Source organism: Paenibacillus sp. FSL H7-0442 (assembly GCF_038593105.1).
Taxonomy (GTDB): Bacteria; Bacillota; Bacilli; order Paenibacillales; family Paenibacillaceae; genus Paenibacillus; species Paenibacillus polymyxa_D.
Map to the genome: position 1 here is coordinate 1258846 of NZ_CP151963.1, position 14119 is coordinate 1272964.

Annotated in this window: 14 protein-coding genes and 1 riboswitch; of the genes, 7 read left to right on the forward strand and 7 right to left on the reverse strand. The window is 43.8% G+C overall.

The genetic code is table 11. The features are described 5' to 3' along the window. Window positions 1–274 precede the first annotated feature (274 nt). From MHH57_RS05650 to MHH57_RS05665, 4 genes are all read left to right on the forward strand, one after another. Window positions 275–1681 carry a sucrose-specific PTS transporter subunit IIBC gene (locus tag MHH57_RS05650; RefSeq protein WP_322251256.1) on the forward strand — a complete coding sequence of 469 codons (1407 nt, stop codon included), beginning with the start codon at window positions 275–277 and terminating at the stop codon, window positions 1679–1681. A gap of 18 nt (window positions 1682–1699) precedes the next feature. Beyond that, complete coding sequence (gene bglX / locus MHH57_RS05655) at window positions 1700–3955, forward strand: beta-glucosidase BglX (protein ID WP_342434931.1); 2256 nt, start codon at window positions 1700–1702, stop codon at window positions 3953–3955. Beyond that, entirely contained in the window at window positions 3948–5327 is a 1380-nt protein-coding gene (locus MHH57_RS05660; protein ID WP_340931546.1) for a glycoside hydrolase family 32 protein, read from the forward strand. The genes bglX and MHH57_RS05660 overlap by 8 nt, the downstream gene beginning before the upstream one ends. 216 nt (window positions 5328–5543) lie before the next feature. Next, window positions 5544–6377 (forward strand): AraC family transcriptional regulator, encoded by an 834-nt coding sequence (locus tag MHH57_RS05665; protein WP_029516146.1) that lies wholly within the window; start codon window positions 5544–5546, stop codon window positions 6375–6377. A gap of 113 nt (window positions 6378–6490) precedes the next feature. Here MHH57_RS05665 and queF read toward each other — a convergent pair whose 3' ends face one another. The 6 genes from queF to MHH57_RS05695 form a co-directional block, all read right to left on the reverse strand. Then, window positions 6491–6988, reverse strand: coding sequence for a preQ(1) synthase (queF, locus tag MHH57_RS05670; RefSeq protein WP_029516147.1), 498 nt, complete (start codon window positions 6986–6988; stop codon window positions 6491–6493). A 329-nt stretch (window positions 6989–7317) separates the two neighbouring features. Then, the gene (gene queE / locus MHH57_RS05675) at window positions 7318–8181 is read right to left on the reverse strand and encodes a 7-carboxy-7-deazaguanine synthase QueE (protein ID WP_342434932.1); all 864 of its coding nucleotides are present in this window, start codon (window positions 8179–8181) and stop codon (window positions 7318–7320) included. Continuing rightward, window positions 8174–8665 carry a 6-carboxytetrahydropterin synthase QueD gene (gene queD, locus MHH57_RS05680; RefSeq protein ID WP_318627003.1) on the reverse strand — a complete coding sequence of 164 codons (492 nt, stop codon included), beginning with the start codon at window positions 8663–8665 and terminating at the stop codon, window positions 8174–8176. The genes queE and queD overlap by 8 nt, the downstream gene beginning before the upstream one ends. Further along, complete coding sequence (gene queC / locus MHH57_RS05685) at window positions 8658–9341, reverse strand: 7-cyano-7-deazaguanine synthase QueC (RefSeq protein ID WP_025720578.1); 684 nt, start codon at window positions 9339–9341, stop codon at window positions 8658–8660. The genes queD and queC overlap by 8 nt, the downstream gene beginning before the upstream one ends. Before the next feature lie 133 nt (window positions 9342–9474). Beyond that, window positions 9475–9518: riboswitch (PreQ1 riboswitch) on the reverse strand. Between the two features lie 79 nt (window positions 9519–9597). Further along, window positions 9598–10302 (reverse strand): AIM24 family protein, encoded by a 705-nt coding sequence (locus MHH57_RS05690; protein WP_069011542.1) that lies wholly within the window; start codon window positions 10300–10302, stop codon window positions 9598–9600. A gap of 25 nt (window positions 10303–10327) precedes the next feature. Further along, window positions 10328–10768, reverse strand: coding sequence for a hypothetical protein (locus MHH57_RS05695; protein ID WP_069011543.1), 441 nt, complete (start codon window positions 10766–10768; stop codon window positions 10328–10330). A 314-nt stretch (window positions 10769–11082) separates the two neighbouring features. Between MHH57_RS05695 and MHH57_RS05700 the strand changes: the two genes are divergently transcribed. The 3 genes from MHH57_RS05700 (at window position 11083) to MHH57_RS05710 (ending at window position 13278) form a co-directional block, all read left to right on the forward strand. Next, a complete protein-coding gene (locus MHH57_RS05700) occupies window positions 11083–11238 on the forward strand; it encodes a hypothetical protein (protein WP_165144572.1) in 156 nt (51 codons plus the stop codon). Window positions 11239–11461: 223 nt separating this feature from the next. After that, window positions 11462–12229 (forward strand): hypothetical protein, encoded by a 768-nt coding sequence (locus MHH57_RS05705; RefSeq protein ID WP_029516151.1) that lies wholly within the window; start codon window positions 11462–11464, stop codon window positions 12227–12229. A gap of 71 nt (window positions 12230–12300) precedes the next feature. Beyond that, window positions 12301–13278 (forward strand): WYL domain-containing protein, encoded by a 978-nt coding sequence (locus MHH57_RS05710; protein WP_029516152.1) that lies wholly within the window; start codon window positions 12301–12303, stop codon window positions 13276–13278. A gap of 46 nt (window positions 13279–13324) precedes the next feature. Here the strand turns inward: MHH57_RS05710 and MHH57_RS05715 are convergent, their stop codons facing one another. Beyond that, complete coding sequence (locus MHH57_RS05715) at window positions 13325–13996, reverse strand: 3'-5' exonuclease (protein ID WP_029516153.1); 672 nt, start codon at window positions 13994–13996, stop codon at window positions 13325–13327. Window positions 13997–14119: the final 123 nt, after the last annotated feature.

The following is a 14119-nucleotide window of genomic DNA, read 5'->3' on the forward strand; positions in this document are numbered from 1 at the left end:
TATACAACAATTGAAGTGCACCTTTAAAATACATGGGAATAAACCAGAAGGTTATTCCATTGTGTATTCTAGGGGTGCACTTTATTGTTTCATCAGGCACCAGTTGCTAGTATGCATTTATAATCAAGGATATAAAAAGGTCAAAATTTGACCTTAATGTAGTAAAATAATCCCGCTGTTTGAAAGCGCAGTCATGATATTCTTAAGAAGCATATTTGATCAACGTTTTAATGATTCAGACTAACTAAGAGGAACAGAGGAAAGGAAGAGACTGATGAGTCTTGAAAAAGAATACGTTAAAATAGCCCAAGATGTCATTAAAGGGCTTGGCGGAGAAGACAATATTATTTCCATGGCACATTGTGCCACACGGCTGAGGCTGATTGTAAAAGATAGAGAAATTATTGATGATGAATTTATTGAGAATATTGATAAGGCCAAGGGCGTTTTCTTTACCTCTGGGCAATATCAAATTATTTTTGGAACCGGTACTGTAAATAAAGTATACGATGCCATGGTTGGCCAAAGCATATCTGCTACATCAAAGGCTGATTTGAAAGAGATGGCCTCCACTCAAGGTGATAATCGGTTCAAAAGAATGATCCGTGTTTTTGGGGATGTATTTGTTCCGATTATGCCTGCATTGGTAGCTACAGGATTATTCATGGGAGTTAGAGGCTTAGTAACTCAGCCTGCACTGCTCCAGTTATTTGGACTTACACCTGATCATATTTCTGCGAATTTCATATTGTTTACGCAAATATTGACCGATACGGCTTTTGCATTTTTACCCGTGTTGGTATGTTGGTCGGCCTTCCGGGTGTTTGGTGGATCACCACTATTGGGGATATTGATTGGATTAATGTTAGTAAGTCCTTCGTTGCCTACATCTTGGGATGTCGCTCAAAAAGTTCAGGAACCACTAGTGTTTTTCGGATTCATTAAAATTGCAGGCTATCAGGGCTCGGTTTTGCCTGCCTTCATAATAGGTGTCGTGGGGGCGATGCTAGAGAAAAAAATCAGGAAATCAGTCCCGGATGCATTGGACTTAATTCTAACACCATTTTTGACATTATTAATCACACTGGTACTGGGATTGTTCGTGATCGGTCCCATTTTTCACGAGGTGGAAACTTTAATATTAATGGGTGTTACCGCCATTTTAAAATTACCATACGGCATCGGCGGATTTATTTACGGTGGCATCAATCAGATTATTGTAGTTACCGGACTGCACCATGCCTTAAACCTGATTGAAATACAGATGTTAGTAGGCAATGGTTGGAATATGGTGAACCCGATCAGTTCAGCGTCGATTTGCGCACAAGCGGGTGCTGCATTGGCTGTTGGTCTAAAATCTAAAAATGTAAAAACCAAATCCATTGCGTATCCTTCTACCTTGTCTGCGTTATTGGGTATTACAGAACCCGCTATCTTTGGGGTGAACATTCGATATGGCAAACCGTTCTTGATGGGCTTGATTGGCGGAGCGGTTGGCGGTTTCTTCGCACGTATATTTAATGTTCAAGCAACGGGCATGTCAATCACAGCCCTACCGGGAATGTTATTGTACCTGAACAATCAGATATTCATATATATCTTAGTTTGTGTAATCGGCTTTGCTGTGGCATTTGCACTAACGTGGATCTTTGGGTTTAAAGAAAAAACAGATCACAAATAAAATGATGTGGGGAGAATCATGGACAACAACACACTGCTTAAGAAATTGGACAGCCTTTCAATAGAAGAGAAAATAGGCCAGCTCATCCAACTGACCGGTGATTTTTTTGAAGGGGATATAGACACTGTTGTGACGGGTCCTTTAAAAAAATTAGGGTTAAACGCCGGCTACAATATATATAACACGGGCTCCATATTGAACATCACTAATCCAGAAAAAATTATCCAACTGCAAACGGATTATTTGGAAAAATCGATTCATAAAATTCCGCTGCTGTTCATGGCAGATATTATCTATGGGTATCGAACCATCTTCCCGATTCCGATTGCACAAGCATGTAGTTGGAATTATGAGAGTATAGAACATGCAGGTTCGATTGCTGCCCAGGAATGTTATGACGAAGGTGTGCACGTGACCTTTTCCCCCATGGTAGATATCGTTAGAGATCCTCGTTGGGGGCGGGTGATGGAATCGCCTGGAGAGGATACTTTGCTAGCGAAAAAATATGCTGAAAGCATGGTTCAGGGGATCCAGGGGAGAAACTTGGAAGGAATCATACAAACGAATAAAATTGCCGCTTGCGTCAAACATTTTGCCGCTTATGGGGCACCTGTCGCTGGACGTGAGTATAACGCCGTGGATATGTCGGAGCACACGCTGCGAGAATATTATTTGCCAGGATATCAAGCTGCAATCGAGGCGGGGGCAAAGCTTGTTATGACGGCCTTTAATACCCTGAATGGCGTTCCTGCAACAGGAAACGAGTGGCTTAACCGCGACGTGCTAAGACGAGAGATGAATTTTAATGGTGTGTTGATCTCGGATTACGCCGCTATAGAAGAACTGATCATGCACGGTTATGCCGAAGATGAGGCTTCCGCCGCAAGGCTGGCATTGTTGGCTGGTGTTGATGTGGATATGAAGACAGCAGTATACGCCAATCAATTGGAGAAAGTAGTATCTGATAACGAGCATATGCTGGGGCTGTTGAATGAAGCGGTATACCGTATTTTAAAGCTGAAAAATGATTTGGGGCTGTTTGAGGACCCGTTCCGCGGATTACAGGAAACCGTTCAGCGGTCGAGAAACAGCATTCTGTCAGATGAACATAAAAAAGCCGCGCTGTCCTTGGCTGAAGAATCCGTCGTCTTGCTGAAAAATGAGAATCAACTGCTGCCATTGTCTAAACATACCAAAGTAGCTTTAATCGGTCCTTACGCAGATGAAAACTCCACCCTGGGCATGTGGGCCATTAAGGGGGATGAGGCGGATACCGTCAATTTGAAAATGGGATTATTAAAGCATGTTGATCCCGACAATCTCTCGGTTTGCAAAGGGGCGCACATGCTTCCTGCTAATGCAAGAGAAGCCCTTGGCAAATATGCGGACAAGCTGGCTGCTGAAACAGTCGATGAGGAGGCCCTGCTGCGCGAAGCAATCCGAAATGCTAACGAAGCGGATGTCATTGTCCTCGCCTTGGGAGAAAGTATTTATCAGAGCGGAGAAGGGGGATCGCGAACGAACCCGACGCTTCCTAAGCCGCAAATGAAACTACTCCATGAATTAAGTTTACTGGGCAAAAAGACGGTTCTGATCGTTTATAGTGGAAGACCTTTGATTCTTACCGAAGTAGCCGGAAAAGTGGACGCTATTGTTCAAGCCTGGTATCCAGGAACGATGGGCGGAGAAGCACTGGCCAATATACTGTATGGGGAAGTCAATCCATCGGGGAAATTAGCCATGACCTTTCCACGGAGCGTGGGACAAATTCCGATGTCCTACAATGAGTTGAATACAGGCAGACCGAATTTAAAGGAAAATGGCTCTTATCGGTTTGCATCCCGATATATAGATGAAGTGAATGAACCCTTGTATCCATTTGGCTATGGCAAATCCTATACCTCATTTGAATACAGCCTATTAACAATTAGCCAAAAAGAAATGAAGAAAAATGAGTCAGTTGATATCTGTATTTCTGTCACCAACACTGGAATTTATGATGGAAAGGAAACGATCCAATTATATATTCGCGATAAATTTGCAAGTGTTGCAAGACCAGTGAAAGAATTAAAAGACTTTAAAAAAATGTTTTTGCAAAGTGGCGAGACCCAAAATGTTGAATTTTCAATTCATGAAGAAATGCTTAAATTTTATGACCGTGAAATGCAATACAAAAGTGAACCCGGTGAATTTGATGTTTATATCGGGTCAAGCTCGCAGGAAATTTTGCTGAGTTTTAGTTTTGTTTTTTTACCGGAGGATGAGCATGAATAAAAGCGACGCGTATAACCTGAAATATCATATCACCCCTCCTTACGGTTTGCTCAATGATCCTAATGGACTTGCTTATTTCAATCATCAATATCATGTGTTTTATCAGTGGAATCCAAAAGGAACTGAGCATAAAAATAAATGTTGGGGCCATGTTGTTTCCAGCGATCTGGTGCACTGGCAAAGGAAAAGTGTCGCGCTGGAGCCTTCGGAATGGTATGACAAGGATGGCATTTATTCGGGCGGGGGCATTGTTCATAATGAAAAGCTGTATCTGTTTTACACAGGAAATGTAATCCGAGATGATGGAGTAAAAGAAAGCTATCAATGCGCCGCGATTTCGGAGGATGGAGAGTATTTTCAAAAAATCGGCCCTTTGTTTGAGCATCCCCAAGGTTACACTAGGCATGTTCGAGATCCGAAAGTATGGAGAGACCAACACGGGAACTGGTGGTTGATTGTTGGTGCTCAGAGAGAAGATTTGACTGGAGATACACTTATCTACAAATCTAAAAATTTGTCCGATTGGGAATGCCAAGGATCATTTGTTGATCATGACCACCGATTTGGATATATGTGGGAATGTCCGGACGTACTTCATTTTGCCGAAAATGATGTTTTTGTTTTCTCTCCTCAGGGTTTACCGGAGAGAGGCGAATATTATAAAAATCCTAATCAATCGGGATATATGGTTGGCAAATTATCGAATACAGGCAAATTCAACGGGGACCTTTCCGATTTTAAAGAGCTTGATCGAGGATTTGATTTTTACGCTCCACAATCATTCAAAGTTAATGACAGAACCATTATGTTCGGATGGATGAGCGCCATGAATGAGGAAGCGGAGAGGGCTGTCCCGACCATTCAGGAGGGCTGGATTCATGCATTAACACTTCCTAGAGAAGTTGTGCTGATGAACGGTGTGTTGTACCAGAAACCATTGCCGGAATTACAATTGTTAAGGCTGGATGGCATGCATTACAAAGGGGAAATTCAAAGTAGTAGTGAGTGGGTGCTGCCTTCTACACAAGCGGAGCTAATTGTTGATTTTTCCTTACTGACAGAAAATTTTAAAATGATCATAAGGGATGCTGTGCAAATTGACTATGATCAGGAACAAAACAGTCTGACCGTTTGGAGAACAAACTGGTTGACTGGCGAGAGAGAGTACAGAAGAGCAACATTAAATAATAAGCTTGCAGAAATGCAAATATTCATTGAAAGCTCAAGCCTGGAGATCTTTGTGAATGAGGGTGAAGAAGTGTTTTCCCTGCGTTATTTCATAGAAGATGCAGACCAAAGCAATGTATTACTTGAGGCAGGAGACAATGTAGGAGAAGTTAGAATGTATCAGTTGCAGGAATGTGTAGGGTAACATTTTTTTGCTTGCCGGGTTGCAAGCAGGTTAAGGAAGGCTGTTCATTATCCCGTTTGCGGGAAGAACTGCCTTCTTTTTTATTTTTGGTCCGTTGAATAGATTCTGCTTGTCCGGGCATTTTACTATCGGTATAGTATGAGTATTAGTATAAGAGTTTATGCCTTAATATAGAATACAGATGAATTACTCATGGCTGGCTGATGAGGTGTGGTGATGAAAAAAATATATGAACATATCGAAATAGACAGAAAAAAAATGATTAACCTTTTTATGTTCCAATCCAGAGATACAGAAAGAGTCATTCCTATGCATTTTCACAGCAATATGGAGTTGATCTACTGTACAAGTGGAAGTCTAAAGGTGTGGCATGAAGGAAAAATAACTATTTTGATGGAAAAGGATGCGCTATTCATTAACAGCAATGTTCCGCATTCCACGCAGAGCATTACGGAGAACCAGGTCATAGTGCTGCAATTTCCAGACACTTTCTTTGCCAATGAACAAGTAATCATCCATTTAAACACGCAAGAGAAACAAGTTGAAGAACCTATAATCTCTAAATTAAGAGGATTGTTTATGGATATATATGATCTACATATTTCCAAAAGCAAATACGACTACATTTTAGAGCAAAGCCGAATTATTGAACTGAAATATTTGCTTGTCAATCATTTTAGTCAGACGACAGACATTCCACCGGAAGTATTCAGTGAAAAGCAACAAAAGATAAAGACAATCATGGACTTTATTAAAGAGCATTATACTGAAAATATTAGCTTGGCCAAAACGGCCCGTATCTGCGGTTATTCGGAGGCTTATTTGTCGCGAATGTTTCATAAATATACAGGCCAGACGTTTACCGAATACAAGCAAATTCTTTGTTTGGAGAAGGCGATCGATTTACTGGATTCAACTAATAAGTCACTTACAGAAATTTCTTACGAGGTCGGGTTTCCAAACGAGAAATCTTTCAGAAAAGCTTTTAGAGAAGTTATGGGTAAAACACCGTATGAATATAAAAAATCAAGATTTGATCTGGATGTGTAATGCCACAAGCGTGCACAGTCTCCTTTCAGTAAAACGAAGGGGTTGTCCCTGAGTCATTTGATGACTTTAGGACAACCCCTTGATATTTACGCTATGTCAGAAGAGTTATTAGCTTAACGGTTATCAACCTTTTCTGGGTACATATCATGATTCATCATGCGGTGCTCCGCTATCTGTTCATACTTTGTTCCTGGCTTGCCGTAGTTGGTGTACGGGTCGATAGAGATACCGCCGCGTGGCGTGAATTTGCCCCATACTTCAATGTATCGAGGGTCCATCAGCTTAATCAAGTCATTCATGATGATATTGACGCAGTCTTCATGGAAATCGCCGTGGTTACGGAAGCTGAACAGGTACAGCTTAAGGGATTTGCTTTCTACCATTTTAATATCGGGAATGTAGCTGATATAGATGGTTGCAAAATCAGGCTGTCCTGTAATCGGGCACAGGCTGGTGAACTCCGGGCAATTGAACTTTACAAAATAATCCCGATACGGATGTTTATTATCAAAGCTTTCGAGAATGGCGGGATCATAGGCAAACGTGTATTGTGTGCCTTGATTGCCAAGCAGGGTAACATCGGTCATTTCTTCGGGTGTTCTTCCGGTCATATGGATAAGGCTCCTTAAAGTAAGTTTGGTTTAATGGTAAAAGGAATAGGGAGTTATGGTGTGGGGGTTAGGTGGCGCTCTGCGAATGATTTGAGCTTCTGATCGCTGTTGAAATGGGATTCTTTCTGATAAGACGAAAGATATAGGTTAGAATCCCATTTCAAAGGCGAACGCTAACGCTTCTCCAGCTTCAAATCCTCCGCTCCGCTGCCGACCGCCGTCACCATCCTAAAATCCCTACCCGTTTACATATTGGTTGGGATAGAAGTGAGTAATGCTCTCCTTTGTGTATCACATACAGCGCATACGGAATATATTACATATAAGTGTTATACGCCGCGTTTGTTGCCCCATACGAGGGTGTGGAGCTGCGGGAGTACTCTTACGTCGTTTAGTAGGGGATCGTCCATGACACGGTCGATAAGCCATTCATAACGATGGAGTAGGGACTCCGCTATCTGTCCGGTATTCTCCGTGTTTACATCTGGATTACCCGTCTGAAGGAACAGCGGTACGTGTGGATAGCGCTCGTGAACGATGCGGGCATAGGCAAGATCGGTGTCATCGAAGATGACGACCTTCAAGCTGCAAGCTCCGGTATAGAGCCGCGCAGATTCATTAGCGGGTTCCTTCAAGTCTGTTGCGATTGCGACGTGGGATGTCGCTTGGGACTCACTAGCCCTCTTCCGGTTTGACAGACGGGCGACAATATCATCCAGCACATCCCAGTTGGTCGTCATACCCGAGCTGGGCGGTTTCGGGGATAGGGTTACCTCATCGATATCGTACAGCCATTCCTGCCAACGGGAGCCTTGTGTTTCGACAGCGGTGGCAATGCCTTGACTGCGCAGCAGGGTGATTAGCTCCCCAAGCTGCGGTAGCAGGGCAGGATTGCCTCCAGAAAGGGTCACATGCGAAAAGCGTTCGCCGCCGATGGCCTTCAGCTCCTGCCAAATGTCCGTGGCACTCAGACGACGGATCTGATCCTTGGCGCTGCCGTCCCAGGTAAAGGCGGAGTCGCACCACGAGCAATGGTAATCGCAGCCTGCGGTACGAACAAACATCGTTTTACGACCAATGACCATACCTTCGCCCTGAACAGTGGGACCAAACACCTCCAGTACGGGAATAGGGGCTATTTGGGTGCCGTGGGAGGCTGTCATGGGTTGGTGAGTAGTCACGGTATTACTCATCGAGCATCCACTCCCGTCGGAACTCGGCGTAGCTGGTAGGTGTCTCGAACAACCGTACAAACTCGGTACGTCCACCTTCGACACGGTTGCAGTATGCCTCCGAGGTCAAGGCTGACTCCATTTGTTCAAAGATCCAGACGACCATATTTTCCGCCGTTGTATTCATTGGAGGAAGCGTCTCATTCAAGTAACGGTGGTCCAGAAAAGGCTCAATCCGCTCTTTCCAGATCGTTTTGATGTCACCAAAATCTAGCGTTAGACCCGTTTCGCCCGGTATGCCGCTTATGCCAAATACGACGATATAGGTATGTCCGTGCAGATTTTTGCATTTGCCTTCGTAGCAGTGCAAATGATGTGCTGCATCGAATGTAAATTGTTTGCTGACGAGTACACGTTTGCGGTGATAACGCAGCTGAGAGCGCTCAATGTCTGTCCCGAACTCTTGGAGCTTATCGACAATGCGAAAGGTACCTGGCTCACGCATGACCTTCAACTCCTTGGGATGAAGCTCCGCGCACCGCGAGATATTGCTCCAGTCCAGCACGGCGAAGTTTGCAAGCAGGGCATTCGCCACAGCCATCGCCAATGACGCCGTTATAGCACGTTAGTGTACGTGTTCTTACAAATTCAAAAGCTTTCAGCTCATCGGCCATGTGCCAAGTTTCGGCCTTGTTCAACCACATAAGCGGGGTATGAATCACAAAGGGATAGTCCATCGAAAGATTCAGTGTGACGTTCAGCGATTTGATAAAGGAATCCCGGCAATCAGGATAGCCGCTGAAATCCGTCTCACATACGCCTGTAATGATGTGGCGCGCTCCTTTTTGCTTGGCGAGAACTCCCGCGAAGCTCAGAAACAGTAGGTTGCGACCGTCTACAAAGGTGCTAGGCAGTTCGCCTTCCTGTTGAGTAATGTCAATGTCTGTGCGTGTGAGGGCATTAGGGGCTAGTTGATTAAGCAGGCTCATATCCAGTACCGTTTGCGGAACACCCAGTTCGCGGGCGATTCCAGCGGCTACTTCGATTTCCTGCTTGTGGCGTTGACCGTAATCGAACGTCACAGTTTCTACTTCAGCAAAATGTTTTTTTGCCCAAAATAAACAGGTTGTGCTGTCTTGGCCGCCGCTGAATACGACGACTGCTTTTTCGTTTGCAAACATAAAAAAACCTCTCGATCTTCTTGGAATGGTGCAAGACACAAGTCTTGTCACTTGGAAGAAGGAGAGTTCTTGAACCGACTTCAACAAAAAACAGGCCTTGCCCCGAGAAATCATTTTTCTTGCGGAGGACAAAGCATCGTTAGTTTTTTATAGAGGGAGTTCGCGAACCTCTCCCATGCATGACGCATGGATTTTCTTCATTAGTATCTGCCACGAGGACAGACGGCTTTAGCATTGTCATTATAGCATGGCAGGGCTATTTGATAAACACTCCACCAAATGGAATGACTTCCCTTAAAAATCGCTTGATCACGCCATCGTCGTTCATATCCTGTTGGAGCCGCCGATGATGCTCCCCGGCATGGAATAGTACGGTACCCTGTCCGGTCATTTTAAAATGATAGTTCATATGCTGGCTGGCCAGATGGTTGCCGTACACGGTCAACTCCAGATGGGCGTTTTCGGGGTAGGCAATGACGCTGCTCGCATCCACATATATCGGTTCTGTCGGATGAAGCTGTTCCTGACACACCAATCCCTGCGTCAAAAGACCGATTTGACCCACACCATCAAATTTCATTTTTATAACATCACGGCTAAACAACATGTTTTTCATGCTTAGCAGCTTAGTACGCATTTGGATACCGGAGCTGTACCAGAACAGGTTGCGAAAATCGTATAACAGATCATCGCTTCCTTCAAGCTTAATCATTTTTAGACTAAAGCCAGGTGGAAGTGCAGCAATTAGGCGACAAGCTCCTGTGAAATCGGCCTGAATCAGTTTGTGTTTGCGATACATGCCCTTAATATTCATCAGTTTATCACTGCGGCCTGAGCTGGGTCCGCGGTATGCGATGATTTGCTGCGGATGCAGAACGTGCAGCTTTTCTCCTTCCGCCAGATCGAGCGTTACGACCGAACCGACGCTTTCATCATGGTGTTGTCCTGCTTGTATGTCCATTCAGACCTTTCATCCTTTCAGACAGTTAGTATCTTCCCGAACGTCGACGCATCCCGTAACGCAACAGTCGGATACCCATAAAATAACCGGCCAGCAGAATTATAGCTGTGATAATGAGCAATTTATTTCGATGTGAAGCCTGATCGCGCTGGGTTTGAAGATTTTTTAATTCTGTGACTGTGTCAGTCAGCTTGCGGTTTTGCTCCAGCAATTGGGCGTTTTGCTCTTGATAGGCTTCTAAGCTGTTACGGGCCTTTTCCAGATCCTCCTGGGTTTGTCGATAGCTTTCCTTGAGCTGATATACATCACCAGGTAACCGCGAAAATTGCTCGAAGCCCTGATATACATCATCCCAATAAGCAGCATGTACTTCGGGTACACGAGTTATCCCAAAAATAAACAAAAGTGCTATAGCAGCGCAGACAATGCGGCGATACAAAGCAAAGCGACAAGTTGGTCGTGCCAAGAGATGTTCCCCCTTTTGATAAACCAAGATGTTAGATGATATAGATCATTACCCATATGACATGGTTACGTATAATATAACGATACGGATGCAGATTTTTGAAGAAACGGACGATAAATACGGAGAAAATGATCTCAAAAAAAGTCGATATATGAGTTTAAGTGTACCAAAAAACGGGTATATCAAGGAAGCGGCAACATTCCGGCATTTTTTCTAGCATACGAGTAAAGAACGATCCGCACCTGATCAGGTCTTAAATATGAATATATAAACTGAAATATATTAAAAATTAATATAGAAGGAGATTTTGCAAGATGAATGAGAAAGAACAAAACTATAAAACTTTAAAAATCACTGTAAATGGAAAGCCGTTATCAAAGGATCTCGTCGTAGATAGTACTACTTTTGCCCCTATATCTGATATTTGCACAAAAACGAATGTTTCTTTAACAGAAACTACAATCTCATAAGTTTAAGTATAGAAGTAGACTATAAAATAGCCCGGCATACGCCGGGCTATTTTTGCGCGTTCATGTAATTCAAATGGTTTAAAATGTTATTTACCAAACTAGGTCCCCCTTCATAAAGATTCCCATGTATAATTTTCACAATCAAACATACGTTCCCTGACAATATAGTGTCAGATAACACTGTTAATTTAGAGTTACATGTTCTTTTAGGGGGAATTTACCAGTGGTGAAGTCAATGCTCAATGTAACGTACACATGGGACAAAGAGTCTATATCTGCGAATGGGTCCAAACAAGTAAATCTACTGATAGAATGGGGCTATGGAGCTAAACGTAAAAGAAAAGGAAATCTAATACCGAAAGCAGCGGGATGTGACCTTCAACTCCAGTTCATTCCAGAAAACGGGGTAAGTCTATTAAAAGCTGAAGGGGTAAGGCTCGGTTTTAAACGCTCGGAAAACGGAGATAGCATGTTTGTTCACTGTGGTGATGTACGGCGGGGAAAATATAGACAGGCTATTTTGACGTTTTCTATACCGGCTCACTCGTCCGGAAGACATACGATTGGAATGATGGAGTGGAGCTGGCGCAAGCCATCGCAGGAAAAGCGAACGATGATCCGGACAGACCAGCTCTACATCCATTTTACGCATCATCTTGGTCTGCTGAGCATTCCATCCAACCCGAAGGTGGAAAAATACATAAAGCTGAATGAGACGTCCCCTATTGTAAAAAAGGCATTGCGTATGTACGAGAAAGGGGAATATGAGCAAGGGGCGTTCATCCTTACCAGACAAGCAGATGAATTACTTATACGTGCAGCAAGAAGCGATGATATGGACTACCTGCAGGAAGCCGAGTTGCTTCTGGCTATACGTAATAAATGGAGTGGTACTTTTGTATCATTTACAGCGTATAGTTCTAAAGTCTTTTTCAATAAGGCAATATCGCTAGAAGATGTTCATTTTACTGAAAATGATACTTTGAGATAGGCAATTATGCTAGTTTATTTGTGTAATATAGTGAGTCTAATTTACTATCTTTTTGTAAAGGAGAGACTTCCTTGACTGATCGGTTGATACGTTTAATGCGGATTATTACTATTGTTCAGGCAAATCCAGGGATATTGGCAAGAGAGCTTGCCGAACGTTGTGAAACATCAGAACGTACCATATACCGAGATATGGAGGCGCTAAGCGCTATGCATATACCGATTGCGAATATGGGGCATGGCAAGGGGTACATTTTTATTAGCAATTTCGCTTTGTATCCTCTGAATTGGACGGAAGAAGAGGCAGAGGCTTTTACTAAGCTGGGAGAGATTATGGAAACGGTAAAGCCTCTTTTACCGCCAGCTTTTGAAAGTGCTTATGAGAAAGTGATGGCCTCTAGTCAGAAAAAAAAGATGGAACAGACGAGCTTCGCGCAGGAAATGAAAAATATTGTCCGGCTCGGCTCGACACTTGATCGGGAAAACCAGCCCTATCTGCTCAGGCTGATTGTTTTAGCGAGTCTTACGCAGCAGACCATTGAAGCGGAATACAGTTCGCCTCAAAATGAAGATGTTTCACTCGTTCAGGTGGATCCTTATTGTTTGGTTCCGCAGGATCGGCGATTCTATATGCTTGGTTTTTGTCACAAGCAATCCGCGATGAGAACCTTTCGGATCAGCCGATTTCGGAACATGAGAATTTTGCCGTATACGTTTCAAAAAAATACAACTGAAATGGAAATGTTTTTTAAAGGGACCTGGTCGGTGACCAAAGGAAATCAGAATATCCGGTTTGTGGTACGTTTTTCTGCCGAGTCTGTATATCGGGTCAAAGAAGAGGAACTGTTCATCAAGCCTTTTCTTAAGGATTTGCCGGATGGAAGTTTGTTGTTTGAGGTGACGGTCAATCATGACCGTGAATTTTTGGATTGGCTCACTTCCTATGGAGCTGAGGCCGAGATCCTGGAGCCTTTACGGTACCGCAAACGAATGCAAGAAATGCTGCGGACCTGGGGGGCATTCTATTTCGATAAAAAGGCAGGAAATTAAGAATAACAGGGGGAGATCCCCCGGAACGGGCCGGGGAGCTATCCGCTTAACGGTCCTTAAACAGGTTGGCGAGATTGCCAAAAGGACTGTACTGTTCCTGCTCTTCTTCAGGTGAGGAGTAGACGAGCTTCGATCCACGGCTTTCCTCATCGTCAGCAGCATTATGAACTAATGTAATACGATCAAAATGGTACATGAAAACCTGAGCGGTGTTCACGGCATCATCCAGTGCCCGGTGTTGTTGACCGTCAAAGTCAATGTTGCACAATTCCAGCGCCTGAGACAGGCTCAACTGACGGTACTTTCCATTGGAACCAAGCAGACGGGAAATCTGCTTCTGTATATCATTTGTATTATGAATCCATCCGAGATCTACATGATGGGTACGACAATGGGATACCAGCTTCTGACGGTCATCCGGGCCCCATGCGCATAAATAATAAGGGGAATCCGTACCGAGCCAGGCTATGAACTCCTTCACAGCTTCAGGAAATAGTGGAGCGGCATCAATGTCTCGTTGAGTAATACCCGTGAACTGAACGGTATCAGTAGAGAGTACAGGTCGATTCGAGGGTCTTACAAAACTGTGAAACGTATCCGCAACGTATAGGCCATCGTCTCCCTGAACAACTTTGACGGCACCGATATCAATGATTTCGGAGGAATATCTGGCGTTACGACTAACGGTAAATTCAAGATCGTAAATAATGTATTGCATTTCTGGACTCCTTCCACACATATAACTGATCCCGATGGGGATCGGGACGAATGTTCTTGCCCGAGTGACTCTTCTCCATCATACCTCTCGGTTCACAACTTGTCAGCGGTTAAAAGGTTTGCT